Raw genomic sequence first — 23,976 nt, 5'->3', positions numbered from 1 at the left:
GCCGCGATCAGTTCAGCAGATCGCAGGACGCGATGCGGTTGATGTCGGCGAGGCGCCGGTCGGGATTTCCCTTGAGATCAAGGCTTGCGACGAGATCGAGCAGCCGGCCATAGGCGCGGTCGGCGACCGCGACGGGCAGCGGCTCCTCGTCGAAAGTTTCGACGTAATTGCCGACGAGACCGCTCAGCAGCCGGCAAACGCCGCGTTGCTCCGGGTCGTCCTTGCTCAGAATCTCGAGTTTTTGCTGGAAGGTCCTGAAGGTTCGCAGCCCATGGGGCTGTTGCGAAAGCCAATTGTGCAAATCAGGATACAGATCGGTCATATCAGCCTCTTCAAAATGGGGAAGAAGCTACCGGCTTATACAGCCGATCATGGTTCCGCGCCATCGCGATTTTTGCATGCATCCTCTGCCCTGCCGCGCAGGCCGTGTCATTGGACTGGCACGTCCTGCGATTAAAGTCGCGCGAGGGCCGGCAAGATCCTGTAGCGCGCGATCTCGTGCGGATAGTCGCCGCGATTGGCGAGCAGCACGATGCCGAGCCTGCGCGCCGGCACCAGGCCGACATAGGCCGAGGCGTTATTGAGACCGCCCGGCTTGTCGATCACGGTGATGCCGTCCAGCCGCACATGCTCCCATGCCATCGCCTGGCCGAACTTTTCGTCGACGCGAAAACTCTCCCGCTCGGTCATCTGCAACGCTGCGCGCAATTCGGGATCGATCACCGCGCCGTCGAGGCAGGCGCCTAGCAATATGCCGAGATCGCGCGCCGATGAGAACATCTGGCCGGTGCCTGGAAAATCGTAATAGCGCTGCTGATTGCCCGGCGGACCGATCGCCGTGCCGTCGTGGGAGTAGCCCTGAACCACACGCTGCATCAGCTCGGGCGCCATCCTCGCGCGGTTGTCCTCGCTGCGGTCCGGAACGAAGGTCGACGTCATTCCGAGCGGCTTGAGGATGCGGCTCCCGATCAACGTCGCGATCGGCATCTCATAGCGCCGCTCCAGCACCAGCTGCAGCAGGACATAGCCGGCATGGCTGTAGATGCGCTGCTTGCCCGGCTGCTCTCCTGCCGGCGGCGTCCATGCATTGAGCATCGCGATGAACTGATCACGGCTGAAGGTCCCGACCGGCCATGGCGGATGATCGGTCGGCAGCAGCAGCCCCGACGTATGATTGACGAGTTCGCCGATGGTGACGCGGCTGACGTAGTTGCCGTTGAGCTCGGGCAGATACTTGCTGACCGGATCGTCCAGCCGCAATTCGCCACGCTCCGTGCCGAGCGCGACCAGCGTCGCCTCGAACAGCTTGCGCAACGAGGCGAGGTTGAACAGCGTGTCCGGGGTGACCGGTCGCTTCGCTGAGTCATCAGCGAAACCGTAGTTGAAGAACGCGACCCGCCCGCCGGCATAGACCGCCGCGGCGAGGCCGCCCGGGTCGGCCGCAGTCGCGGTCGGCGCGAGTTCCGTCGTGACGATGTCCCTGATCTGCGCATCCATGTCGGAATCCGCGCGCGCCACCCCAAGCACGCTACCAGCGACCACGAACAGGACGGCCGCGATCCGAACGGTGAGCCATTGTCTCATGATGAACGAAATCGGGACGATGTTGCGATGCGACCTGCAGACTAGTCTGTTCACCATCGAGAGATGGCGACATCACGATCCTAGCGGTGGAACCCAAGCGTCCGAATTCACGATTGCGCGTCTTGCGCCGTTACCCGCCCGGCTGGGGACGGGGCGGCCCGATCGCTGTTCCGGTGGTCACTTCCGGATGCCGCGATCGCGACCGCCCTCCCACTCCAGCCACGGTGCGGGAACTGCAATCGAACTAAAAAATGCGGGACGTTTGAAAATGACGGGAGTGGGCTTCGACGAAAAGGCAAGATCGGCGCTTGCCGATCGGGCCAAGGATATTTCTGACTTCGTCACATTCCGCTCCCAACCGGGGACGTTTCTTCCTAGCAACAATTCGTCAATCGAAGGTTGCATAAGCCGATCGGATTCGATTTTCAAGACACGGTCGTCCGCGACGTTTTGTCCTGTTCCAGATGCCGGATGCGCGCGATGACTGTTTAACCATTGGTTAACCATCGATGCGCGGCGCGACACCTATTTGGCGCGCGAGCGGACGATCGACCGCGGCAACGACGCCAACAGCAGCACGAGGCAGACGCACAGAAGCACGATGTCCTTGAACAGGAACTCGCCGGCCAGGTTCCAGGCCATCGGATCGGTCGACAGGCTCCATTTGACCACCCCCGGCGTCGTGAAAAAGAACGACCACGTCACCGCGAAGGTGATGACGCCCATCAGCGCGCCGATCGCCGAGAGAAGCGGGCTGAACGCGCCGGCGACGAGCAGCGCCGCAATGCCGAACTCGGCCACCCCGAGCACATAGGCCTCGCCCCGGAGACCGAACACCGACAGCCACGAGATGAACGGGCTGTTGCTGATGAACTGCGCGATGCCTTGCGCCGACTGCAGCGTGAATTTCTGCATGCCGAACGACACGAAGATCACGACCATGACCCAGCGCAGGATCGCGAGCGCTCGATAAGACCCCTCGCCCTGTTCGGCGATGTTGAACGACAGATTCATGCGGTTGTTTCTTCCCTCGCTGCGATGTCATCATCAGCCGCTGATGCGGCGTTCGTGGCAGAACTACGCAGCGCGCCGCGCGTTCGTTACGCGGGACAGCGTCTCGGCCTTCACGATGATGTGCAGATGAGATGAGGAATAATCGCTGCGAGAGATGTCTTCGGCGCGAGGTCGCGAAGCGCGCCGCGATGGCCTCACGCGCGCTGGCGCAGCGCACGCGCGGCGTCCTTTGCCGGCACCGGCATGGTGAAGCCGTACAGGAACAGGTCCACCACCATGTCGGCGAACTCCCCTGGATCGATCCCGCCCTTCGGATCGTACCATGTGTGGCTGAAGTTCAGGATGCCGAACAGCATCATGCTGTAGATCTTCTTGGTCCGCTTGACGATCTTGCCTTCCTTGTCGAGCTTGACCAGCAGATCCGAGACCGTGTCGACCAGCTGGCGCTCCAGCGCCTTGATCGCATCCTGCTCGGTCTCGCCTAGGAACGAGAGGTCGTTGAGGATCACGCGCTGCTCATCGCTCGAACGCGCATTCAGCGCGACGATGGCCTGGATCGCGGCGCGGAACTGCTCCAGCGTCGTCGCCTTTGCGGCCATCGCGGCCTCGACGTCGGTGATCATCTCGCGGATGTGGGCGTCGAGGATCGCGAACAGGATCGCTTCCTTGGAATCGAAATAATGGTACAGCGCGCCGCGCGACAGCTTGCAGGCATCCGCAAGGTCGGCGATCGAGGCACGCATGTAGCCCTGCCGCGCGAACAGGCCGCAGGCAGTGGTGAGAATGTTCCGCTGAATCTCGTCGTAATTCTCTGAGCGCGTCCGCGCCATTGCCGTCTCTCTCGTGCACCATCGGCGCCGCCGGAATCGGGCGACTGCCTCTCTCTATACTACCGCAGCCCCAGGCTCTCCTCCCCTTCGGGCACCCTCCACCAGAACTCTTCGATCGCCCGTGCGACGAGCGACCTGCTCAAAAAATAATTTGAACGACCGGTCGGATTATATTAGACTACCTTCCATCAAGCAAGCGGATTGCGCACGCCGGGAGCAACCCGGCGGCATCGCGGGAGGTTGCGCGTGGATTCTCAGAGGATCGATGCTGTCGTGATCGGAGCCGGCGCCGGCGGGCTGTGCGCCGCGGCGCGCCTCGCCCATGGCGGGCTGCATACGCTCGTCGTCGACGACAAGGACCGGCTCGGCGGACGCGCCTCGACCAAGGAGATCGACGGCTTCAAGGTCAACATCGGCGCGATCGCGATCGAGTTCGGTGGCGTGTTCGAGGAAACCTTCCACACCGTCGGCGCCCCGCTCGACATCCGCGCGCCGGAGCCCGCGAGCTCGTTCTTCATCGACGGCAAGGTGATCGATGTCGGCCGCGGCGGCTGGTCGCTGCTGCTCGGGCAACTGACCAAGCAGGCCTCGCGCATCCTGGAGAAATTCGCCGACGCCCGCTCCGGCAACCTGCCCGACGGGCGGCAATCGACCGAGGACTGGCTGAAGGGCTACACCAGCAACGCCACCGTGCACGCGCTGTTCCGCAATCTCTGCGCGGCGATCTTCGCCTGCAACGCCGCGGAGCTGCCGGCCCGCGCCTTCCTCACCTATTTCACCAGCAAGGGCGCCTTCAAGAAATTCGGCTTCTGCCCGCAGGGCACGATCGGGGTCTGGAACAGCCTCGGCAACGCTGTCAGGCGCAATGGCGACATCTGGCTCGAAACACCGGCGACCACGATCCACACCGCGAACGGCAAGGTCGAAGGCGTCACCGTGCTCAGGAACGGCGAGCGGGTGCGGATCGACACCGATCTCGTGATCAGCAATGCGGGACCGAAGGCCACGGTCGCGCTTGCCGGCAGCGAGGCGTTCCCGGCGGATTATATCGCCAGGGTGAAGAACGACCTCCGCCCGGCCGCCAACATCGTCATCAATGTCGCGAGCCGCGAGCCGCTGATCAATCATCCCGGCATCGTCACCTTCGGCAAGACGCGCCGGCTCTGCAACATGGCCAACCTCTCGGCCACCTGTCCGGAATTGGCGCCGCCCGGCTGGCACCTCTATGTCGCCTATGCCGTGCCGGTGCCCGCGCTCGGCGATTTCGACTCCGATGCAGAAGTCCAGCTCGCGCTCGAGGATCTGCGCGAGCAGTTCGCGAATTTCGACCAGGCCAAAATCCTGTCGATCCGGGTGATGCGCGACGACTGGCCGGCACAACGGAGTTGCGCCGGCTACGATTTGCCGCGCGAGACCGGTATCGAGGGCCTGTGGTGCGTCGGCGACGCGGTGAAGCAATATGGCAATGGCGGCACGCAGGCCTGCGCCGAGACCGCCAAGCTCGTCACCGATGCGATCCTCGCCGCGCGCCCTCGCCGGTCAGCAGGCGGGGTCTGAACGCGATGCCGACCACCATCCCGCATCCGACGCCGCAACCAGCGCCGCAGGCCGCGCCGGCGCAGGATGGCTTGCTCGAATTCCGCAACATCCGGATCGTCTACGACAATGCGATCGAGGCGATCCGCGACATCTCGATCGCGGTGCCCGAGGGCAGCATCGTCGCCCTGCTCGGCTCCAACGGCGCCGGCAAATCGACGCTGCTGAAGGCGATGTCCGGCATCCTCTATACCGAGGAAGGCGTGATCGAGAACGGCAGCATCCGCTTCCGTAGTGACGAGGTGCATCGCCTTGCGCCGGACGCACTGGTCCGCCGCGGCATCGTGCAGGTGCCGGAGGGCCGCCGCGTGTTCGCGGCGCTCACCATCGACGAGAACCTGCAAATGGGCGGCTACACCAGGACCAGCGCCGAGGCGCGCGAGCGCCGCGACAAGGTGTTCGCGCTGTTTCCGCGGCTATATGAGCGGCGCGACCAGATCGCCGGCTACATGTCCGGCGGCGAGCAGCAGATGCTAGCGATCGGCCGCGCGTTGATGACCGATCCCGTGCTGCTGGCGCTCGACGAGCCGTCGCTCGGGCTCGCGCCGCTGATCATCGACCGCATCTATGAGGTGATCGTCCGGCTGCGCGACGAACTGAAGATGACGGTGCTGCTGGTCGAGCAGAACGCGCAGCGCGCACTCGACATCGCCGACTACGGCTACATCCTGGAGACCGGCCGCGTCGTGCTCGACGGCACGGCAGCGAGGCTCACCGCCAACGAGGACGTCCAGGAATTCTATCTCGGCGTCTCCTCCACCGGTCGCAAGAGCCTGCGCGACGTGAAGCACTACAAGCGCCGCAAGCGGTGGCTGTCGTGACCGCGCTGCTCACGGTCGAGAATCTGTCAAAGCGCTTCGGCGGCCTGCAGGCGGTCGCCGATGCCAGCCTGCGCGTCGCGCCCGGCGAGATCTGCAGCGTGATCGGTCCGAACGGCGCCGGCAAGACCACGCTGTTCAACATGATCTCGGGCGTGCTGCGGCCGAGCGGCGGCCGCATCACGTTCGACGGCATCGACCTCTCGACGATCTCGCCGTGGAAATTCGCCGCCGTCGGTATCGGCCGCACCTTCCAGAATCTCGCGCTGTTCAAGCACGGCACCGTGGTCGAGAACATCCTGACCGGCCGCCACACCCACCTCCGCTCGACCGTGCTCGATGCGATGTGGTTTTACGGACGTACCCGCAAGGAGGAAATCGCGGCACGGCAGCGCGTCGAGCACATCATCGAATTTCTCGAGATCGAGCATATCAGGGACGCCGTGGTCGGCACGCTGTCCTACGGCCAGCAAAAGCGCGTCGAGCTCGCCCGCGCGCTCGCCTGCGAGCCGAAGCTGTTGCTGCTGGACGAGATGGTCTCCGGCATGAACCAGGAGGAGACCGAGGACATTGCGCGCTTCGTGCTCGACATCCGCGACGAGCTCGGCATCACCGTCGTGATGATCGAGCACGAGATGCGCATCGTGATGGACATCTCCGACCGCGTCCATGTGCTGAATTTCGGCCGCAAGATCGCCGAAGGCGCGCCTGGCGAAATCAAGCGCGATCCGGCGGTCGCGGAGGCCTATCTCGGCGGCCAGCGCACTGGAGCGATGGCAAAGGTGGGCGCGTGATGTCGACGCTGGACAGCCTGCGCACCGCTCATCCGCCGCTGCAAGCGAGCACGCCGCGCAACCCACCGGCAGCCGGCGCCGACGCGTTGCAGGCTACGCTTGCGGATGCCGCCATCACTATCCCGCAATTGCTACGGCAGCGCGCAGCGATGCACGGCGAGGCGCTGGCGCTGCGCGAGAAGGACTACGGCATCTGGAATCCCTATTCCTGGCGGCACTATTACGACACCGCGCGCGCGGTGGCGCTCGGCCTGCTCTCGCTCGGCATCAAGCCGGGCGACCGCATCGCCATCGCCGGCGAGAACACGCCTGAATGGTTCTATGCCGATCTCGGCGCGCAGATGATCGGCGCGGTCGCGGTCGGCATCTATCCGACCAATCCCTGGGTCGAGCTGCAATATATCGTCAAGCATTCGGGCGCCCGCATCGTCGTCACCGGCGACCAGGAGCAGACCGACAAGGTGCTCGACGCGATGGCCAATAATGGCGGCCTGCCGGACCTCGAGGCTATCGTCTGCGTCGACATGAAGGGCCTGCGGCATTACCAGCAATCGGAGCTGATGTCGTTCGCCGCATTGTGCGAGCGCGGCAAGGCCTACGCCCAGCAGAATCCGGAGGCCGACGCGACGCTCGAACGCCTGATGAATCAAGGTGCACCCGACGACGTCTGCATCCTCGTCTACACCTCGGGCACGACAGGTCCGCCCAAGGGCGCGATGCTGACCCATCGCAATCTCGTCTACGCCGCCTATGCCTACGCCAGGACCGTGGGCATTGCCGACAAGCCGTTCGAGGCGGTGAGCTACCTGCCGCTGTGCCACGTCGCCGAGCGCTGCTACGGCACCGTGACCCATCTGGTGCTCGGCGGCACCGTCTCCTTTGCCGAATCGATCGACACCGTCGCGATCAACATCCGCGAGATCGCACCGACCTTCTTCGTCGGCGTGCCGCGCATCTATGAGAAGCTGCAGCAGGGCTTTCTGTTCCGCCTCGGCGAGAGCGGTCGCCTGCGCCAGAGCTTCACCAGGGCCTGTCTGGCCTCGGGCCGCACGCTGTCCGACCGTCGACAGGCCGGCAACGACAATTGGCTCGATCGCGCCGCCTACGGGCTGCTCTATCTCCTAATGTTCCGCAATTTGCAGCGTCATCTCGGCTTCGCCCACAGCCGGCACCGGCTCTGCGCCGGCGCCTCGATCTCACCGGAGACGCTGCGCTTCTTCGACATCATCGGCCGCCCGGTGTCGCAAGGCTATGGCCTCACCGAAAGCGGCGGCGTCGCCTTCATCCAGACCGAAAACCATCACCGGATCGGCGGCTGCGGCGTGCCGCTGCCGCAGACCGAATGGAAGTGCGACACCGACGGCGAGATCCTGCTGCGCAACCCCGGCGTCTTCAAGGGCTACTTCCTCGACGAAATGGCCTCGACCGCCTCGCTGGAGCCCGGCGGCTGGCTGCGCACCGGCGACATCATCGACGTGCTCGACAATGGCGAGATCGCCGTGGTCGACCGCAAGAAGGCGATCATCATCACCGCCGGCGGCAAGAACATCGCGCCGTCCGAGATCGAGAATGCGCTGAAGGATTCCGAATTCATCAAGGAAGCGATCGTGGTCGGCGAGGCCAGGAAGTATCTCGGCGCCATCATCCAGGTCGATTACGACAATGTCGGCCGCTGGGCGCGCGACCGGGCGCTCGCCTACACCAACTACAAATCGCTGTCGCAGCTTCCCGAAGTGAATGACCTGGTCGGGCGCGTCGTCAACGAGACCAATAAGCGGTTCGCCCGGGTCGAGAACATCAGGCGGTTCGCCATCCTGGAAAAGGAGCTCGACCATGACGACGGCGAGCTGACCGCCACCCAGAAGGTACGCCGCGCCATGATCGAGAAGAAGTTCGCCCGCGAGCTCGCCATCATCTACCGGGCGGAGGGCTGAATGCAGTATCTCATCCAGCTGCTGATCTCGGGGCTCGCGATCGGCGCGATCTACGGGCTGATCGCGATGGGCTTTGCAGTGATCTACAAGTCCACCGGGCTGGTCAATTTCGCACAGGGCGAGATGACCATGATCACCGCCTATATCGCCTGGACGATCTCGACGACGGTCAGCGGCAATGTGTTCGTCGCCGCGGTGGGTGCGATTCTCGCCGCTGTCCTGCTCGGCCTGATCATCGAGCGGCTCGTGATGCGGCCGATGCTGGGCGAGCCGGTATTTGCGACCGTGATGGTCACGATCGGGCTCGCCGTGATCCTGCGCTCCGCCATCAACTTCATCTGGGACGCCTATCCGCACGGCCTCGATATCGGCATGGGCCGCAGCATCGTGCATCTCGGCGGCATCGGCGTGCGTACCGGGCAGATTGCGGTCATCGCGACGCTGCTTCTGCTGCTCGCCGCGATCTGGGCGTTCTTCCGTTACAGCAAGGTCGGGGTTGCGATGCGCGCGGTCGCAGCCGACGATCGCACGGCGCTGTTGATGGGCATCAGCGCAACAAGAGTTCATGCGCTGGCCTGGGCCGCGTCTTCGGTGATCGCCGGCATCGGCGGCGTGTTCTTTGCGCTGTCCTACGACCTGTCGCCGGCGATGTTCCAGCTCGGGCTGAAGGCGTTTCCGGCCACCATCCTGGGCGGCCTCGACGCCGTGCTCGGCTCCGGCCTCGGCGGCCTCCTGATCGGCATCACCGAGAACCTTGCCGGCGGCTATATCGGCTCCGGCATGAAGGAGGTCGCGGGCTTTGCCATGATCATCATCGTGCTGATGATTCGGCCGTTCGGCATCTTCGGCGAACGTGACATCGAGAGGGTGTGATGCGCACCGGCGATTACAAGCAGAGCTATAGCGAGCTGGTTGCGCTGATCGATTCCCCGCCGGTCTGGCTATGGTCGGCGGTGTTGCTGCTGGCGCTGATCGCAGCGCCTTACGTTCTGAATTCCTACGCGCTGTCGTTCCTGATGATCATCCTGATCACGGTCACCGGCGCGCTTGGCCTCAATATACTAACCGGCTACACCGGTCTGATCTCGCTCGGCCATGTCGGCTTCCTCGTCACCGGCGCCTATGCCTATGCGGTACTGGTCTCGAAGTACCATATGCCGCCGCTGGTCGGTTTCCTCGGCGCCGGCGCGGTGCCGGCACTGGCGAGCCTGATCGTCGGCGCGCCGTCGCTCCGGCTCAAGGGCCTTTACCTCGCCATCACCACGCTCGCCTTCTCCTTCATTATCAACACCGTGATCCTGGAGATGCGCTGGCTCACCAATGGCGCGCGCGGCATCCAGGTGCAGCGGCCCGAGATCTTCGGCATCAGCTTCGACGGCGATGCCGCCTTCACCTATCTCTGCCTCGGCATCGCGGGGCTGACGCTGTTCGCCACCCTCAACATCCGCCGCAGCCGGGTCGGCCGCGCCTTCGTCGCGATCAGGGACAACGACACGGCGGCGCGCGTCATGGGCATCAACCTGCATGCCTACAAACTGTTCGCCTTCGTCACCTCGGCATTCATCACCGGCATCGCCGGCGCGCTGTACGGCATCTATCTCTCCTTCGTCAGCGTCGAGGGCTTTCCGTTCCTGCTCTCGATCGAGGCGTTGGCGATCCTGATCGTCGGCGGGCTCGGCTCCGCGCTCGGGGCGGTGCTCGGTACCATCCTGATCGTGCTGCTGCCGGAGGCGACGCGGCTCGTCTTCAGCCTGTTCAGCGCGCAGATGGATGCGACCTTCACGACCGGCGCACAGGAGCTGAAGAGCATGCTCTACGGCCTCGTCATCATCCTGTTCCTGCGCTTCCAGCCGCGGGGGCTGGTCGGCGCCTGGCACGACATCAAACGGACCTGGGTGCACTGGCCGCTGCGCTACTAATCAAAAAAGACGCAACACCATGAGGAGGAGACAATGATCAGACACCTGGCAGCAGTTGCGCTGCTGCTCACCACGGCCTGTCTCGCGACCGGCCCGGCTACTGCCGCCGATCCCGGCATCACCGACAGCGAGATCCTGATCGGCGACGTGGAGCCGCTGACCGGCCCGCCGGCGCTGCTGGGCGTCGCCGCCTCGATCGGCCACAAGATCGCGATCGCCGAAGCCAACGCCGCCGGCGGCATCAACGGCCGCAAGATCAAATATGTGCTGGAGGACGACGGCTACGTCACAGCGCGAACCATCCAGGGCGTCAAGAAGGTGATCGACGTCGACAAGGTCTTCGCGATGCTCGGCATCTCCGGCTCGGGCCAGTCGATCGCTGTGATGCCGGTGCTGGAGAAGTCCGGTATCCCGACCGTGATCGACGTCGCGCCGGTCAAATTCCTGTGGGAGCCGGCGCGCAAGAACGTGTTCGTGGTCGGCCAATCCTACGAGGAGGGAATCATCCATCTCGTCAACTTCCTCGCCGACAGGAACCCCGGCAAGAAATGGGGCCTGATCACCCAGGACGACGATTACGGCATCACCGTGCGCGACGGCTTCGATTCCGTGGTCAAGGGCAAGAAGCTGAACGTCGTCTACAGCGGCAACTACAAGAAGGGCCAGCAGGACTTCTCGTCCGACATGCTGCAGCTGAAGGATGCCGGCGCCGAGGTATTTTTGGCCGGCGGCATCATCGCCGAGAACATCGCGATGACAAAAGAGCTCGAGAAATTGAACATCAAGCCGGTGACCGGCATCTTCTGGCCCGGCCGCATCGAGCCGGTGCTGAAGCTGATGGGCCCGGCCGGCGACGGCATCTACGCGGTCGACTATGTCGAGCCGTTCGCCGGCGCGGCGGGCAAGGCGTTCCTCGAGAAGGCCAAGCCGCTGGTGTCGGAGGCCGAGTTCAAGGGCATCAACCGCTACACCATGACCGGCTATGCCGCCGCGAAGGTCTTGATCGCGGCAATCGAGCGCTGTGGCAAGCAGCCGACCTGGGCCTGCACCATCTCGGAACTGGAGAAGACCAAGAATGTCGAGACCGGCGTGATGGCGCCGATCAGCTTCGGTCCCGGCGTCCGCTTCTCGAACCAGAAGCTGCAGATCATGCAGGCCGATGCCGCGACGCTCAGCTTCAAGCCGGTGAACTAGAGAGATGAAGGTCCTGATCGTCTTTGCCCATCAGGAGGCGCAGTCGTTCAACGCTGCACTGCTGGCGCGGTCGGTGGCGGAACTGACCGCGCTCGGGCACACGGTCAGAATCTCCGATCTCTACGCCATGCGGTTCAACCCGGTGGCGACCGCCGAAGACTTTGGCGCGCGGCGGTTTCCCGACCGGCTGCAATATGACCGCGAGCAGAAATACAACCTGCAGCACGGGGCGCTCAGCGGCGATATCGCCGCCGAGATCGAGAAGCTGCTGTGGTGCGACCTCTTGATCCTGCAGTTTCCGCTGTGGTGGTTCTCCGTCCCCGCCATCATGAAAGGCTGGATCGATCGCGTGTTCGTCAATGGCGCAATTTACGGCAGCGGCCGCCGCTACGACACCGGCGGCCTTGCCGGCCGCCGCGCCATGGTCGTGACCTCGACCGCCGCCTATCCCGGCATGTGCGCGCCCGACGGGCTGGTCGGCGCGCTCGATGTGGTGCTGTGGCCGATCCAGAACGGCATGCTGGCCTATGCCGGCTGCAAGGTGCTGCCGCCGTTCGTGTCGTATTCAGTGAACTTCGTCGACGAGGCCATGCGGCGCCGCTATCTCAACGACTATGCCGAACGGCTGCGGCAGCTCGAGACCACCGAGCCGCTGTTCTTCCACCCGCTCGCGGATTTTGGCGAGGACTGGCGGCTGAAGCCGGGCATTGCGGCGCAGACGGTCGGCCAGGGCGCTCATGCCCAGAAATGACATGACCCGGACGTAGGTCTGCTCCCTCGCCCCGTTCTTACGGGGAGAGGGTTGGGGTGAGGGGCCGCATCCGCAGACGCGCTGCCAGAAACGCTCGTGGAGACTCCCCCTCACCCGGATCGCATCTCACGATGCGATCCGACCTCTCCCCGCAAGCGGGGCGAGGTAAGAAAGAGCGCCGGCGTCACATCCTTTTCGCCACTTCCTCCAGCATGACCTCCGTCGCGCCGCCGCCGATCGTCAGCACCCGCGCGTCGCGCACCATGCGCTCGATCGGGGTGCCGCGCATGAAGCCTGAGCCGCCGTGCAGTTGCAGGCAGCCATGCACGACCTCGTGCAGCACCTCGGGCGACAGCGCCTTCACCATCGAGACCTCACGCAGGCAATCCTGCCCGGCCGCTGCGAGCTCGGCGGCCTGATAGGCCAGCGCCCGCGCCGCCGCCGCCTTCGCGGCAAGCTGGGCGAGCTTCAGCCGCACGCCCTGCTGATTCCAGAGCGGGCCGCCGAATGCCTGCCGCGTCTTCACGTAATTCGTCGTCAGCTCGATCGCCTTGGCGGATTCGCCCGCGCAGATGCCGCCGATGCAGATGCGCTCGTTCTGGAAGGTCTCCATGATGCCATAGAAGCCCTTGTTCTCCTCGCCGAGCAGGTTTTCCGCCGGCACGCGCACGTCCTGGAACGCGATCTCGGCGGTGTCCGAGCAGAGCCAGCCATGCTTGTCGAGCTTGGTCGCCGTGATGCCCGGCGTGTTGCGCTCGACGATGAACAGCGAGATGCCGCGGCTGCCCTTGGCATGCGGGTCGGTCCGCGCGGCGACGATCAGGATGTCGCCATAGACCGCGTTGGTGATGAACATCTTTGCGCCGTTGATCACCCAGCTGTCGCCGTCGCGCCGCGCCCGCGTCTTGAGGCCTGCGACGTCGGAGCCCGCATCGGGCTCGGTCACCGCGATCGAGCAGACCGTCTCGCCGCGGATAATCGCCGGCAAATACTTCTGCTTCTGTTCCGGCGTACCGCGCAAGGAGATGTGCACCGCCGACATGTCGGTATGCACGAGGATCGACGAGGTGAAACCGCCGAAGCTGGAGCGCCCCAACTCCTCGGCGAATACCATCGAGGCCAGCGGCCCCATGTCGGTGCCGCCATGGTCGACCGCGTGGCGCATGCCGAGAAAGCCGAGCGCGCCCATGCGGCGATAGATCTCGCGCGGGATCTTGCCGTCGCGCTCCCACGCCTCGGCATGCGGCACCACTTCCTTCTCGACGAAGCGGCGCACCTGCTCGCGCAGCATGCGCATCTCCTCGGGCAGATTGGGCTGCTCCGAAAAGTGGAACTCGGCCTCAGTGAGCTGGCGCGGATCCGACGTCATGACGTTCATTGTGGCGCCCTCTCATGGCCGATGTGAAGATGGTTGCGCAAAAAAGCTGCCAGCGATGCGATCGCCTCGCGCGCCTGCGAAATCTCCGGGAACATCTGGAAGACGTGGATCATGCCGTCCCACACCTGGAGCTTGACGTCGACACCGGCAGCCTGCGCCCGGGCGGCCAGTTCCGTCGCATCGTCGCGCACGGTCTCGCGGTCGCCGACCTGCACCAGCAGCGGCGGCAGACGGGTGAGATCGGCATAAAGCGGCGAGGCCAGCGGATCGCGGACATTGCCGTCCTTGCCGAGATAATTCCTGGCAAGCGCCAGGATCATCGCACGCTGGTGGATCGGATCGGCCTCGGCCCTGCTCTGATAGCTGGCGCCGCTCGCTGCGAGATCGGTCCAGGGTGACATCAGCGCGGCGGCGGCGGGCAGCGGCAGGCCACGGTCGCGCGCCGCCAGCATCGCGCACAGCACGAGATTGCCGCCGGCCGAATCCCCGGCGAAGGCGATATCCGCCGGATGCAGCCGCCCTTGATCGCGCAGATACTGATAGGCAGTCAGCGCATCCTCCAGCGCCGCGGGGAAGCGATGCTCCGGGGCAAGCCGGTAATCGATCGAGAGCACGCGGCAGCCGGATGCATCGGCGATCCGTGCGGCCAGGTCGCGATGCGACGCGACCGAGCCGATGCGGAAACCGCCGCCGTGAAGATAGAGGACCGCTTTGTCGCGCGGAGCATCCGACGGCACGAGCCATTCGCCGTCGACCCCGCCGGCGGAAACCGGCTCGCGCGTCACCGGCACCGAGCAGCCGGCAAAAGCCAAGTCCCAATCGCTGCGCATCTGCGCCACGGTCGTATCACGGGTCCAGCCGCGATAGATCGCGCGCAAGCGCTCGATTGCGCGATCGACCGGCGTGATTGCGATATCGTCGTCCGCGCTGTCCATTTCAGCCGCCGATGCCCATGCCGCCGGAAACGCCGAGCGTCTCTCCGGTGATATAGGCGGCCTGGTCGGAAGCCAGGAACAGCGCGGCAGCCGCGACCTCCTCCGGCTCGCCGAGGCGGCCGAGCAGCGTTGCGCCGGTCATTGCCTGCAGGATCCTGTCGCCGCCCTTTGCCACCGCCTGCTCCAGCATCGGCGTGCGGATCGGTCCCGGCGCGATCGCGTTCGCGGTGATGCCATAGCGTGCATTCTCCCGCGCGATGCTCCGGGTAAACGAGATCACGCCGCCCTTGGCCGCGGAGTAGACCGCACCGCCCTTTGAGCCGAGCCGCGCCGCTTCCGAGGTGACGTTGATGATGCGGCCAAAGCGCGCCGCCTGCATCGCCGGCAACGCGGCGTGGGTGCAGGCCAAGACCGAGGTGAGATTGACCGCGATCAGCCGTGCCCAATCTTCCGCCGTGGTATCGGTGAAGAAGGCATGCTGATCGATGCCGGCATTGTTGACGACAATCTCGAACGGGCCGTCCTGCGCCATTACAGCCTGCACCGCCGTGGCATCGCTGACGTCTAATCCTGCAACGCCGGCGCCGGTCTCGCGCGCCAGCTCCGAGGCCGCGGCGACATCGAGATCGGCGATCACGACCCTGGCGCCCGCGCCGGCAAAGCTGCGCGCGATCGCAGCACCGATGCCCCGCGCGCCGCCGGAGACGAAGGCGCGGCGGCCATCGAGACGTCCGAATGGCAAGCTCGCCACCTCAGCGCCCCGTGAATACAGGCTGGCGCCGCTCGATCACCGCGGCGAGCCCTTCGCGTGCATCGGCCATCCCCGAAAGTTCGGCGACGGTGCGCGCCTCTTCCGACAGGCACTGCTCGATGCTGGTGCCGGTGCCGGCCCAGACCAGCCGCTTGGTCGCCGCCAGTGCCTTCGGCGCGCCGGCCGCAAGCTCGCGGGCCAGCGCGAGCGATGCATCGGCGAGCTCGGCATCGGGCACGACCCTGGTGACGATGCCGATCTGCAACGCTTCCGCCGCCGGGATCACCGGATTGGTCAGGAGGATCGACATCGCCCGCCGCAGGCCGACCAGCCGCGACAGCGTAACGGAGACGCCGGCATCCGGCGCCATCGCCACCCGCGTCGCGCCGGCGAGGAATTTTGCCGATTCCGCCGCGATCACGATATCGGAAGCGCAGACCAGGCCGAAGCCGCCGCCGCCCGCCGCAAAGCCCTGCACCGATGATATGACCGGCGCCTCCAGGCGCAGCAGCCCAGTCACCGCATTCTGCAGATAGGCGGTGGCCTGGCGGATATGGTCCGGCAGCTTCTCGCCCTTGGAGGCAAAGGCGCGGACGTCGCCACCGGCGCAGAAATTGGTGCCCTCGCCGCTCAGCAGCACGACGCGCAGATCGGAATGACCATGACAGACCATGATGGCATCGCACAGCGCGCGGAGCAGCTCGACACTCATGCCGTTGGCCGCATCGGGGCGGTTGAGCCGCAGCCGCGCGATGCCGTCGGTGATGTCGAGCAGAACGGGGCCCTTGTCGATCATGGCGCGTTTTCCTCTAGACCAGGAACGAGAGCGTGTAGATCGCCTTGTCGTTGTTGACGAGGATGACCTTCTTGGCGGCCATCCGCAATTCGCCATCGACATGGCGCAGCCGGTATTCATTGCGCGCCGCCCACAGCGTGTCGTCACGCAGGCTCGATTCGAAGATGAGGCTGTTGCTGGCGACCGCCATGTCGCCGTCGTCAGGCTGCTCGTCCATCAATTCGATGTTGGAGATCAGCCGGCGCAAATTCGACTGCGGCGTCTGGGTGAAGTGCTTGCCGGTCATCAGCTGCCGGACGCGCAGCGCGATCCGCGAGCGGTTGTCGTAGATGATCGACATCTGCCGTTCCGGGTCGATGTCGGCGCCGTTGGCCGGCACCCAATAGACGCCGTCGTCGGTCCAGAGCTTTTCCCAGGCCTCGTATTGATGCTCGTCCTGCAGCCGCGCCTCGCGATAAAGGAAGGCGGTGATGGCGCTCATCAACGTGGCGCTGCTCTCGCGCGACAGCATCAGTTAGGCTCCATCAGCTTGCGATAATGGGTCCAAATGCCGCGCGACGGCACCTCGTCGGTGACGTGGCCGACCGTGAAGCCGAGCTCGTCCCGCCGCTCACGCTTCTCGCCGCGGCCGAGGAAGATCCACTCGGGATTGCGCGCCAGCACGCCGCGATGGCAGCGCTCGTACATTTCGGAATCGTCCGCGAGCAGGAAACCGGCTGGGCCGACCGAGCCCATGGTCTGCTGGCGCAGCCTTCGGTTCAGATCGGGCGCGCCCTTGAACTGCAACGCGGTGACGTGCTGCACGCTGTCGTCGACGCCGAGCGGCTGGATCACGAACATCTGGATCTCGGCGATGAACAGGTTCGGGAAGATCATCACATGCGGCGTGCCGTCGATCATGATCTCCCGCGCGGCGGTGTCGCCATGGGCGGCCTTCATGCGCGCCGTGTAGTCCGGCAGCCGGTCCTCGCTGGTGCCGAACCAGCTCATCGGCGCGTCGCGCTTGCGGAACTCGGGCCGCAGGTCGATCTCGGTATGGCCGTTGCCGTAGTCGCGCGTCAGCGCGGTCGAGGCGCCGCCATAGAGCTTGCCGATCATGCTGTCGGCGACGCCGAAGATCGAGGTGTGCACGAAGGCCGGGTGATAGCCGTCGCACTCGTTCTCCAGGATGAACTTCCAGTTCGCCTTGACGCGATGCTTGAGGAAGCCCGCCGTGATCTCGACCTCGCTCTCCGGCGAGGTGCGCACCAGCCGGTCGATGGTCTCGGCGGCGCCGCCGAGATGCTCCTTCAACGTCGGGCCATCGGCCGCGAACGAGCCGAACACGAAGCCGCGGTAAGACTCGACGCGCGTCACCCGCCCGAGCGCAAGCTGCGACTTGTCCTGCCCCTCATAGCCGTCGGGGAAGGCATAACCGACCAGGCGGCCGTCATTGGCAAAAGTCCAGGAGTGGAACGGACAGGTGAACGAGCGGGCATTGCCGCGGTCATAGGAGCAGACCTGGTTGCCGCGATGCGAGCAGCGGTTGAGTAGCAAATTGACCTTGCCCTGCTCGTCGCGCGTCATGATCACGGATTGCGGGCCGATCGACTTGACGACGTAGTCGTTGGCGTTCGGGACCTCGCTCTCATGCCCGACATAGACCCAGGTGCGGTACCAGATGTTCTTGAGCTCGGCCTCGAAGATGTCAGGGTCGGTGTAGAGCGATCCGTGCACCCGGTCGGGCCGGATCAGCCGTTCCCATGGCGGGACGCCGGTCATCATGTTCATCGCTCCGTCTCCCTCGCCGGCCGCTTGCCGCGGATGTCTATCGGCCATTCAATAATAATCCGAACGACCGTTCGGTGAATTAATAGCATGAGCGCCATGGACCGGCAAGCTTCTTCGTGGAGCGTCGCCGCTGGTCGCGGAAGGCGTGCAACAATGCATCCCGGCGGCGGTCGGCGACGAAACCACGCTAGCCCTGCGCCGCACCACCGTCGCGCTCGCCACCCGCGATCTGCTGCAGCATCGACTTCGGCGTCGTCGCAAGCTCAATCTTGAGCTGGTCGCAAATCGCGCGCCGCAGCAGGCGCTCGATCTCGGTCGCGGCATTGGGATTAGCCGCCCGTGCGTGCTCCCCGCTCGCCCAGAGCAGAAGTTGCCCCAGCCGCCGGTCGCCATCGTCGCGCAATGCCTCGATCGCGGCAACGTCGGACGTGCCGCCCTGGATGCGCGGCGTCGAAGGAACCTCCGGATGCGCCATGCTGCCGGCCAGTCGCTCGACCGTCGCGAAAGTATCGTCCTGCAGACGCACTTGCTCGAGCAGCGGCCCGGCCTTCCAGTCGGCTGCGAGCTTCAGCCCGTTCAGCGCGTAGACTGCAGAGAACACCTGCCCGCGAACGAAATCGTCATTGCTGTTCGGCACGACATGGCTTTGCAGTGCATCGATGATGCCGTCGATCAGCCGTTCGAATGACGCGCTCATGCCGCGGCCTCCAATGCGCGCTCGAAGGCCCGCACGATCGAGGGCATCTGGCTTGCCATCACGGCGAGCCGCATGTCGTTGAAGCGATCGACCTCGAAGGCGCGCACCGCGCACATCTGGATCGCGGCCGCCTGATACAGCGCATAAGCCTCGTAGAAGGCGAGGCTCTTGTCCGAAACCGGAATGCCGGAGGCGCGCTGATAGAGATCGATCACCTCCGCGCGCTCGAGCACGCCATAGAGCTTGCGGCTCCTGGCGTTGAAGGTCGGCAGCATCGCCCAGGCCAGATCTTCATGCGGATCGCCCAGGTGCGTGAGCTCCCAATCGAGGATGGCGGTGATCCGCCCGTTGTGCTCGATGAAGTTCCCGATCCGGTAGTCGCCGTGCACGATGGTCCGGCGCGGCGGCCGCGGACAGTTGTCCTGCAGCCAGCGTCCACCCCAGTCGAGCAGCGGATAGTAACGCGCCGTCGGCCGCGCCAGCGAGGCGCGCCAGCCGGCGATGGCGCGGACTTCGGCACGTTCTCCGCTGTGATGCCGCGATGCGAATGGCGTCGCATCCGCGTCGACCCGGTGCAGCGACGCGAGGATCTCGACGAACTGCCGGGCGACCGCGCGCTTGTGGTCCGGATCGAGTTCGCTCGCCGCCCAGGGCGCCGGCACGTCGCCCTCGACATGCGCGCAGATGAAGAACGGAAAGCCGATCTCGGCGCCATCCTGTTCTGATGACACCAACGCCGGCACCGGTACGCCGCTGCCGGCCAGCGACTGCAGCGCATAAACCTGGGGCAGCACCGAGTAAGGCGCAAACAGCCCGCTCGGTGGACCGACGCGCAGGATCAGTTTGCGGTCGCCTTCAGCCGCAGTGCGGGCCACGAACGCATAGGTGATCCAGGAGAAACCCGATGATTTGCGGCCGAAGCCGACAATCTCCGTCCGGCTCCCGGATATCCGCGACAGATGCCGCGCGAGTGCTGGCCGCACCGCGTCGTCATTGACCACGACCGGGCGAACAGGAGCCGGCACATCACCCGGCACATCTTGATCGGATCGTTTCGCAGCCTCCGGCATCAATTGACCGACCTCGTATAGCCCTGCCACTTCTCCTCGCGTAGCGCCGACTTCATGATCTTGCCGGAGCCGGTCAGCGGCAACGGCTCGAGACGGACGTCGACCGAGCGCGGACATTTGTAGCCCGCGATCAGGGTGCGGCAATGCGCGATCACCATGTCGGAATCGAGCCGCGCGCCGTCCTTCGGCACCACGATGGCGTGCACCGCCTCACCCCATTGCGGATCGGGCACCGCGATGACGGCGCACTCCTTGACGTGCTCGTGCTGGAAGATCGCGTTCTCTACCTCGCCGGAATAGACGTTCTCGCCGCCGGAAACGATCATATCCTTGAGCCGATCGACGATGTAGACAAAGCCGTCCTCGTCCATCCAGGCGCCGTCGCCGGTGTGCAGCCAGCCGTTGCGCAGCACGCGCGCGCTTTCCTCGGGCTTGCGCCAATAGCCGAGCATCACGCCGGCGCCGCGGATCGCGATCTCGCCCACCGTCCCGCGCGGCACCTCATTGCCCGCGGGATCGATGATGCGGATTTCAACGCCTGGCGCTGCCCGCCCCGCCGATTTGCGCTTGCCCGCCAGCGGCCCTTCCAGCGCGTGATACTCCCACGGCAGGATGGTCGCCAGCGCTGCGCTTTCGGTCATGCCGTAGCCCTGGTGAAAGCGCCAGCTCGGCAGCACGCGCATCAGCTTGACCAGCAGCGCGTCGGGCATCGGCGAGGCGCCATATTCGCAATCCTTGACGCTGCTCAGATCATATGTGCCGAAGGATGGATGGTTGAGCATCATGTTGAGCATGGTCGGCACAAACAGGCAGTAATCCACCTTGTGCTCGGCGATGGTCTTCATCGCGAGCTCGGGCTCGAATTTCGCGATGGTCACGTGCGTGCCACCGACCAGGGTCAGCGCGATCATCGGCGAGGTGCCGGCCAGATGGAACATGCCGGCCGAGTGCAGATACCGGGTATCTTCACGGAACCGGAGCGCATAGATCCAGACCAGCGATTCATAGATGATGTTGGCATGTGAGAGCATCACGCCCTTGGGAAACCCGGTGGTACCGCCGGTGTAGAAGATGCCCGCGAGATCGTTGTAGGCGCCGGAGGCGTCCTCGATCGGCGCATGCGCTATGAGCTCGTCATAGCTTTGCATACCGTCGGGCACTTGCCCCTCATCGAGATAGACCATTGCGCTGAGTGATTTTGCGCCGCGCAGCGCGGACGCAATCTCGGCGAAGGCCTTGTCGACCAGCAACAGTTTTGGCGTGGAATCGTCAATCGCATAGGCGTTCTCGGCGACCGCCCAGCGCGTGTTGAGCGGCACCGCGACCGCGCCAGCCCAGGCGATGGCATAGAGCGCCTCGATATAGAGGTCGCTGTTGTGCGCGAGGATGGCGACGCGATCGCCGGCATCGACGCCGAGCCGTCGCAGCCCGCCCGCGGCACAGGCGACGCGATGGCCGATCTCCTTCCAGCTCCGCGACCGTCCGGCGTGGATGGTGCCGGGTGCGTCCTTGCGCAATTGCACCGCCGCGATCAGCGCCTGCGTCAGCTTCATGTTTCCTCCACACCGTCATGCGGCCGCGCACGCCTGCGGATGTTTCCGTCACGCATGAGGCCGATACGCCGTCCGGAGATTCCAGTTGATAATCCGGACAGACGGTCTATTATTGCATAGCCGATGCGAGGGGTAAAGCCTTTCAAGGCTTCCATCGCCGGATCAACCAGCCCCGCAAAAGAGGGCGTCATGGGAGGGGAAGATGCGGAAGCCAGTCGTCACGCTTGCGGTGTGGGCGTTCGCGCTCACCGGCGCGCTCGGAACGGCGAATGCCCAGAAGGCCTATGGCCCGGGGGTCAGTGACAGCGAGATCCTGCTCGGCGCCAACGCGCCCTACAGCGGACCGGCATCGATCTATGCGAGCTTCCCGAAAACCATGCTCGCCTATTTCACGATGCTGAACGAGAAAGGCGGCATCAATGGCCGCCACATCAACTTCCTGACCCGCGACGACGCCTATAGCCCGCCCAAGACCGTCGAAGTGACGCGCGCGCTGGTCGAGAACGACAAGGTGCTCGCGATCATGGCGCCGTTCGGCACGCCGACCAACGCCGCGATCCAGAAATATCTCAACAGCAATGGCGTTCCGCATCTGCTGGTGCAGAGTGGCGGCACCCGCTGGAACGATCCCAAGCAGTTCCCCTGGACGACGCCCTACTCGCCGACCTACGTCAACGAGTCCCGGATCATCGCGCGCTACGTGCTGCGCGAGAAGCCGGATGCCAGGATCGGCGTGCTGCTGCAGGCCGACGACATCGGCAAGGACTTTGTGCTTGGCCTGAAGGAAGGGCTCGGCGCCAAGGCCGACACCATGATCGTCAAGGAAGCGATGTATCAGTCGACCGAGCCCACGATCGATTCCCAGATCGTGAACCTGAAAGCATCGGGCGCCGACACCATCCTGATCGCCGCACAGAACAAATTCGCCTCGATGGCGATCCGCAAGATCCACGAGCTTGGCTGGAAACCGCTGATCTTCCTCGGCTCGACCGCGAATTCGATCGCCGGCGTGCTGGTGCCGGCGGGGATCGAGGCCTCGACCGGCATCCTGACCACGACATCCTACAAGACGCCGAACGATCCGGCCTGGGCCAATGACAAGGGCATGACCGACTATCTCGCCTTCGCCGCCAAATATATGCCGGGGATGGATCCGAACGACGTGATCGCGGTGACCGGCTACACCACGGCACAGCTCGGCGCGATCATCCTGCAGCGCTGCGGCGACAACCTCGCGCGGGAGAACGTGCTGAAGCAGGCCACCAACCTCAGCGGCATCGAGCTGCCGATGCTGCTCCCGGGCATCACGATCCAGACCACGCCGCAGGACTACGCGGCGATCACCGAGCGCCGTTTCGCCCGCTTCGACGGCAAGACCTGGGTGCTGTTCGGCGACATCGTGGGCGCCGGCCCGGCCAAGGACTGATCCCGCGCTACCCATCCGACCGAACCGGCTCAAACACAAGGACAAAAACAATGCTGACAGCCCAGGACGATCTCATCGGCCACCAGACGCCGCAGCCGTTTGCCAAGGCAGGCGGCGGCGATGCAAGGTTCACCGAACGCTACTGGTACACCGCGCATCCGATCGACGGCAGCGAACTGCTGATCGACATCGGGCTCGGCTATTACCCGAACCGCAACGTGATCGACGGCTTTGCCGGCATCACCATCGGCCGGCGTCAGCACAATTTCCGTGCCTCGCGCCGGCTCGGGACCCGTCCGCTGGAGACGGAAGTCGGCGGGCTCAGGATCGAGATCGTCGAGGGTAACAGCCTGCATAGGATCTCGCTCGCCGACAATCCGTCCGGCATCAGCTTCGCGCTCGAATTCAAGGCGAGCTTTCCGGCGGCGCAGGAGAAGCAGAATTTTCGCGAGCGCAACGGTGTCGTCGAGGAAGACCTCGCGCGCGTCTCGCAATTCGGCCGCTGGCGCGGCTGGATCGTCGCCGATGGCAAGCGTTACGAGATCGAGCCCGAGCTGTGGTGGGGGCAGCGCGACCGCTCCTGGGGCCTGCGATCCGAGATGCGCACCGACGAGACCAGGCCGCCGGTCGCGACCCATCGCAATTTCTTCTGGACCTGGTCGATGTTCCAGTTCCCGGAGTCGGCGCTGTCGATCTTCATCAAGGAGCGCACGCCGGGCAAGCCGCATTACCTCTCGGGCACCGAGTTCCGCCGCGAAGCCGATGGATCGGTGTCGCATCGCGAGGTGACCTCGCTGGAGCACAAGATCGAGTGGGCTGACGATCCGCTCGGTCAGACCATCGCGTCGGCCGACTTCACCTTCACATTCGATCGCGGCGAGCCGCGCCGCGTCAGGATGCATGGACTGCCGACGCGATTCTATCTGAAGGCCGGCATGTATGGCGGCCTGCAAGGCTGGACCCATGGCGACGACCGCGGCGAGAGCCATGCCGGGCACGACATCTGGAACCTCGACGATGCGGCGACGCGCGCCATCGCACGGACGCTGTCGGATCATGTCGTCCGGCTCGAGAGCGGCAACGAGACCGGATTTGGCATCAGCGAATACGGTGTCGCCGCCGGCTATCCGCTCTATCCCGGACCACAGAAATTCCCGGCGATGTGA

General features: G+C 64.9%; 23 protein-coding genes. 10 read left to right on the top strand and 13 right to left on the bottom strand.

What is annotated here, in order from left to right; translation table 11 throughout:
• Window positions 1-7: 7 nt before the first annotated feature.
• The 4 genes from ACVW1B_RS04025 to ACVW1B_RS04010 all read right to left on the bottom strand — a co-directional run bounded on the left by ACVW1B_RS04025 (window position 8) and on the right by ACVW1B_RS04010 (window position 3,428).
• Window positions 8-322: a hypothetical protein gene (locus tag ACVW1B_RS04025; protein WP_057018843.1), complete on the bottom strand. Its 315-nt coding sequence runs from the start codon at window positions 320-322 to the stop codon at window positions 8-10.
• Window positions 323-453: 131 nt separating this feature from the next.
• Complete coding sequence (locus ACVW1B_RS04020; RefSeq protein ID WP_456791823.1) at window positions 454-1,584, bottom strand: serine hydrolase; 1,131 nt, start codon at window positions 1,582-1,584, stop codon at window positions 454-456.
• 525 nt (window positions 1,585-2,109) lie between these two features.
• On the bottom strand, window positions 2,110-2,598 hold the full coding sequence (locus ACVW1B_RS04015; RefSeq protein ID WP_253603233.1) for a DUF417 family protein: 489 nt from the start codon (window positions 2,596-2,598) through the stop codon (window positions 2,110-2,112).
• A 194-nt stretch (window positions 2,599-2,792) separates the two neighbouring features.
• Complete coding sequence (locus ACVW1B_RS04010; RefSeq protein WP_253603235.1) at window positions 2,793-3,428, bottom strand: TetR/AcrR family transcriptional regulator; 636 nt, start codon at window positions 3,426-3,428, stop codon at window positions 2,793-2,795.
• A 246-nt stretch (window positions 3,429-3,674) separates the two neighbouring features.
• Between ACVW1B_RS04010 and ACVW1B_RS04005 the strand changes: the two genes are divergently transcribed.
• From ACVW1B_RS04005 to ACVW1B_RS03970, 8 genes are read left to right on the top strand one after another with little or no spacing between them, the layout of a single operon-like run.
• Window positions 3,675-4,985, top strand: coding sequence for a phytoene desaturase family protein (locus ACVW1B_RS04005; RefSeq protein ID WP_456791822.1), 1,311 nt, complete (start codon window positions 3,675-3,677; stop codon window positions 4,983-4,985).
• Between the two features lie 5 nt (window positions 4,986-4,990).
• Entirely contained in the window at window positions 4,991-5,845 is an 855-nt protein-coding gene (locus ACVW1B_RS04000; RefSeq protein WP_456791821.1) for an ABC transporter ATP-binding protein, read from the top strand.
• Window positions 5,842-6,636, top strand: coding sequence for an ABC transporter ATP-binding protein (locus ACVW1B_RS03995; protein ID WP_456791820.1), 795 nt, complete (start codon window positions 5,842-5,844; stop codon window positions 6,634-6,636). The genes ACVW1B_RS04000 and ACVW1B_RS03995 overlap by 4 nt, the downstream gene beginning before the upstream one ends.
• Window positions 6,636-8,570, top strand: coding sequence for an AMP-dependent synthetase/ligase (locus ACVW1B_RS03990; RefSeq protein WP_456821191.1), 1,935 nt, complete (start codon window positions 6,636-6,638; stop codon window positions 8,568-8,570). Before ACVW1B_RS03995 ends, ACVW1B_RS03990 begins: the two co-directional genes overlap by 1 nt.
• The gene (locus ACVW1B_RS03985; RefSeq protein ID WP_456821190.1) at window positions 8,571-9,443 is read left to right on the top strand and encodes a branched-chain amino acid ABC transporter permease; all 873 of its coding nucleotides are present in this window, start codon (window positions 8,571-8,573) and stop codon (window positions 9,441-9,443) included.
• Window positions 9,443-10,489, top strand: a complete 1,047-nt coding sequence (locus ACVW1B_RS03980) for a branched-chain amino acid ABC transporter permease (RefSeq protein ID WP_456821189.1) — start codon at window positions 9,443-9,445, stop codon at window positions 10,487-10,489. The genes ACVW1B_RS03985 and ACVW1B_RS03980 overlap by 1 nt, the downstream gene beginning before the upstream one ends.
• A 33-nt stretch (window positions 10,490-10,522) precedes the next feature.
• Window positions 10,523-11,683 (top strand): ABC transporter substrate-binding protein, encoded by a 1,161-nt coding sequence (locus ACVW1B_RS03975; RefSeq protein WP_456821188.1) that lies wholly within the window; start codon window positions 10,523-10,525, stop codon window positions 11,681-11,683.
• Window positions 11,684-11,687: 4 nt separating this feature from the next.
• Window positions 11,688-12,434: an NAD(P)H-dependent oxidoreductase gene (locus tag ACVW1B_RS03970; protein ID WP_456821187.1), complete on the top strand. Its 747-nt coding sequence runs from the start codon at window positions 11,688-11,690 to the stop codon at window positions 12,432-12,434.
• Window positions 12,435-12,618: 184 nt separating this feature from the next.
• Here the strand turns inward: ACVW1B_RS03970 and ACVW1B_RS03965 are convergent, their stop codons facing one another.
• From ACVW1B_RS03965 to ACVW1B_RS03925, 9 genes are all read right to left on the bottom strand, one after another.
• Window positions 12,619-13,812, bottom strand: coding sequence for an acyl-CoA dehydrogenase family protein (locus ACVW1B_RS03965; protein ID WP_310881416.1), 1,194 nt, complete (start codon window positions 13,810-13,812; stop codon window positions 12,619-12,621).
• Window positions 13,809-14,747 carry an alpha/beta hydrolase gene (locus tag ACVW1B_RS03960; RefSeq protein WP_456821186.1) on the bottom strand — a complete coding sequence of 313 codons (939 nt, stop codon included), beginning with the start codon at window positions 14,745-14,747 and terminating at the stop codon, window positions 13,809-13,811. Before ACVW1B_RS03960 ends, ACVW1B_RS03965 begins: the two co-directional genes overlap by 4 nt.
• A 1-nt stretch (window position 14,748) precedes the next feature.
• Complete coding sequence (locus ACVW1B_RS03955) at window positions 14,749-15,498, bottom strand: SDR family NAD(P)-dependent oxidoreductase (protein ID WP_456821185.1); 750 nt, start codon at window positions 15,496-15,498, stop codon at window positions 14,749-14,751.
• 1 nt (window position 15,499) lies between these two features.
• Complete coding sequence (locus ACVW1B_RS03950; RefSeq protein ID WP_456821184.1) at window positions 15,500-16,294, bottom strand: enoyl-CoA hydratase/isomerase family protein; 795 nt, start codon at window positions 16,292-16,294, stop codon at window positions 15,500-15,502.
• Between the two features lie 13 nt (window positions 16,295-16,307).
• The gene (locus ACVW1B_RS03945) at window positions 16,308-16,805 is read right to left on the bottom strand and encodes an aromatic-ring-hydroxylating dioxygenase subunit beta (RefSeq protein WP_429028968.1); all 498 of its coding nucleotides are present in this window, start codon (window positions 16,803-16,805) and stop codon (window positions 16,308-16,310) included.
• Window positions 16,805-18,064, bottom strand: a complete 1,260-nt coding sequence (locus ACVW1B_RS03940; protein WP_456821183.1) for an aromatic ring-hydroxylating oxygenase subunit alpha — start codon at window positions 18,062-18,064, stop codon at window positions 16,805-16,807. The genes ACVW1B_RS03945 and ACVW1B_RS03940 overlap by 1 nt, the downstream gene beginning before the upstream one ends.
• Window positions 18,065-18,251: 187 nt before the next feature.
• Window positions 18,252-18,761: a hypothetical protein gene (locus ACVW1B_RS03935; RefSeq protein WP_456821182.1), complete on the bottom strand. Its 510-nt coding sequence runs from the start codon at window positions 18,759-18,761 to the stop codon at window positions 18,252-18,254.
• Window positions 18,758-19,861 carry a phosphotransferase family protein gene (locus ACVW1B_RS03930; RefSeq protein ID WP_456821181.1) on the bottom strand — a complete coding sequence of 368 codons (1,104 nt, stop codon included), beginning with the start codon at window positions 19,859-19,861 and terminating at the stop codon, window positions 18,758-18,760. The genes ACVW1B_RS03935 and ACVW1B_RS03930 overlap by 4 nt, the downstream gene beginning before the upstream one ends.
• Window positions 19,831-21,384 carry an acyl-CoA synthetase gene (locus ACVW1B_RS03925; protein WP_456821180.1) on the bottom strand — a complete coding sequence of 518 codons (1,554 nt, stop codon included), beginning with the start codon at window positions 21,382-21,384 and terminating at the stop codon, window positions 19,831-19,833. Before ACVW1B_RS03925 ends, ACVW1B_RS03930 begins: the two co-directional genes overlap by 31 nt.
• Before the next feature lie 202 nt (window positions 21,385-21,586).
• Here ACVW1B_RS03925 and ACVW1B_RS03920 point away from each other — a divergent pair, with 202 nt between their 5' ends.
• Together ACVW1B_RS03920 and ACVW1B_RS03915 are read left to right on the top strand one after the other, a co-directional pair.
• Window positions 21,587-22,810, top strand: coding sequence for an ABC transporter substrate-binding protein (locus ACVW1B_RS03920; RefSeq protein ID WP_310881413.1), 1,224 nt, complete (start codon window positions 21,587-21,589; stop codon window positions 22,808-22,810).
• Window positions 22,811-22,860: 50 nt separating this feature from the next.
• The gene (locus tag ACVW1B_RS03915) at window positions 22,861-23,976 is read left to right on the top strand and encodes a hypothetical protein (RefSeq protein WP_310881412.1); all 1,116 of its coding nucleotides are present in this window, start codon (window positions 22,861-22,863) and stop codon (window positions 23,974-23,976) included.

Source organism: Bradyrhizobium sp. USDA 4502 (genome assembly GCF_054063355.1).
This window is presented reverse-complemented; position numbering and strand designations above follow the sequence as displayed.

Bases quoted from the DNA above. Each gene is read 5' to 3' on its own strand.
- ACVW1B_RS03925 (WP_456821180.1), bottom strand. From the start codon at position 21,384: ATGAAGCTGACGCAGGCGCTGATCGCGGCGGTGCAATTGCGCAAGGAC.
- ACVW1B_RS03975 (WP_456821188.1), top strand. From the start codon at position 10,523: ATGATCAGACACCTGGCAGCAGTTGCGCTGCTGCTCACCACGGCCTGT.
- ACVW1B_RS03970 (WP_456821187.1), top strand. From the start codon at position 11,688: ATGAAGGTCCTGATCGTCTTTGCCCATCAGGAGGCGCAGTCGTTCAAC.
- ACVW1B_RS03985 (WP_456821190.1), top strand. From the start codon at position 8,571: ATGCAGTATCTCATCCAGCTGCTGATCTCGGGGCTCGCGATCGGCGCG.
- ACVW1B_RS03940 (WP_456821183.1), bottom strand. From the start codon at position 18,064: ATGAACATGATGACCGGCGTCCCGCCATGGGAACGGCTGATCCGGCCC.
- ACVW1B_RS03990 (WP_456821191.1), top strand. From the start codon at position 6,636: ATGTCGACGCTGGACAGCCTGCGCACCGCTCATCCGCCGCTGCAAGCG.
- ACVW1B_RS03960 (WP_456821186.1), bottom strand. From the start codon at position 14,747: ATGGACAGCGCGGACGACGATATCGCAATCACGCCGGTCGATCGCGCA.
- ACVW1B_RS03935 (WP_456821182.1), bottom strand. From the start codon at position 18,761: ATGAGCGCGTCATTCGAACGGCTGATCGACGGCATCATCGATGCACTG.
- ACVW1B_RS03920 (WP_310881413.1), top strand. From the start codon at position 21,587: ATGCGGAAGCCAGTCGTCACGCTTGCGGTGTGGGCGTTCGCGCTCACC.
- ACVW1B_RS04000 (WP_456791821.1), top strand. From the start codon at position 4,991: ATGCCGACCACCATCCCGCATCCGACGCCGCAACCAGCGCCGCAGGCC.
- ACVW1B_RS03950 (WP_456821184.1), bottom strand. From the start codon at position 16,294: ATGATCGACAAGGGCCCCGTTCTGCTCGACATCACCGACGGCATCGCG.
- ACVW1B_RS03980 (WP_456821189.1), top strand. From the start codon at position 9,443: ATGCGCACCGGCGATTACAAGCAGAGCTATAGCGAGCTGGTTGCGCTG.
- ACVW1B_RS04020 (WP_456791823.1), bottom strand. From the start codon at position 1,584: ATGAGACAATGGCTCACCGTTCGGATCGCGGCCGTCCTGTTCGTGGTC.
- ACVW1B_RS04015 (WP_253603233.1), bottom strand. From the start codon at position 2,598: ATGAATCTGTCGTTCAACATCGCCGAACAGGGCGAGGGGTCTTATCGA.
- ACVW1B_RS03965 (WP_310881416.1), bottom strand. From the start codon at position 13,812: ATGAACGTCATGACGTCGGATCCGCGCCAGCTCACTGAGGCCGAGTTC.
- ACVW1B_RS03915 (WP_310881412.1), top strand. From the start codon at position 22,861: ATGCTGACAGCCCAGGACGATCTCATCGGCCACCAGACGCCGCAGCCG.
- ACVW1B_RS04010 (WP_253603235.1), bottom strand. From the start codon at position 3,428: ATGGCGCGGACGCGCTCAGAGAATTACGACGAGATTCAGCGGAACATT.
- ACVW1B_RS03945 (WP_429028968.1), bottom strand. From the start codon at position 16,805: ATGCTGTCGCGCGAGAGCAGCGCCACGTTGATGAGCGCCATCACCGCC.
- ACVW1B_RS04025 (WP_057018843.1), bottom strand. From the start codon at position 322: ATGACCGATCTGTATCCTGATTTGCACAATTGGCTTTCGCAACAGCCC.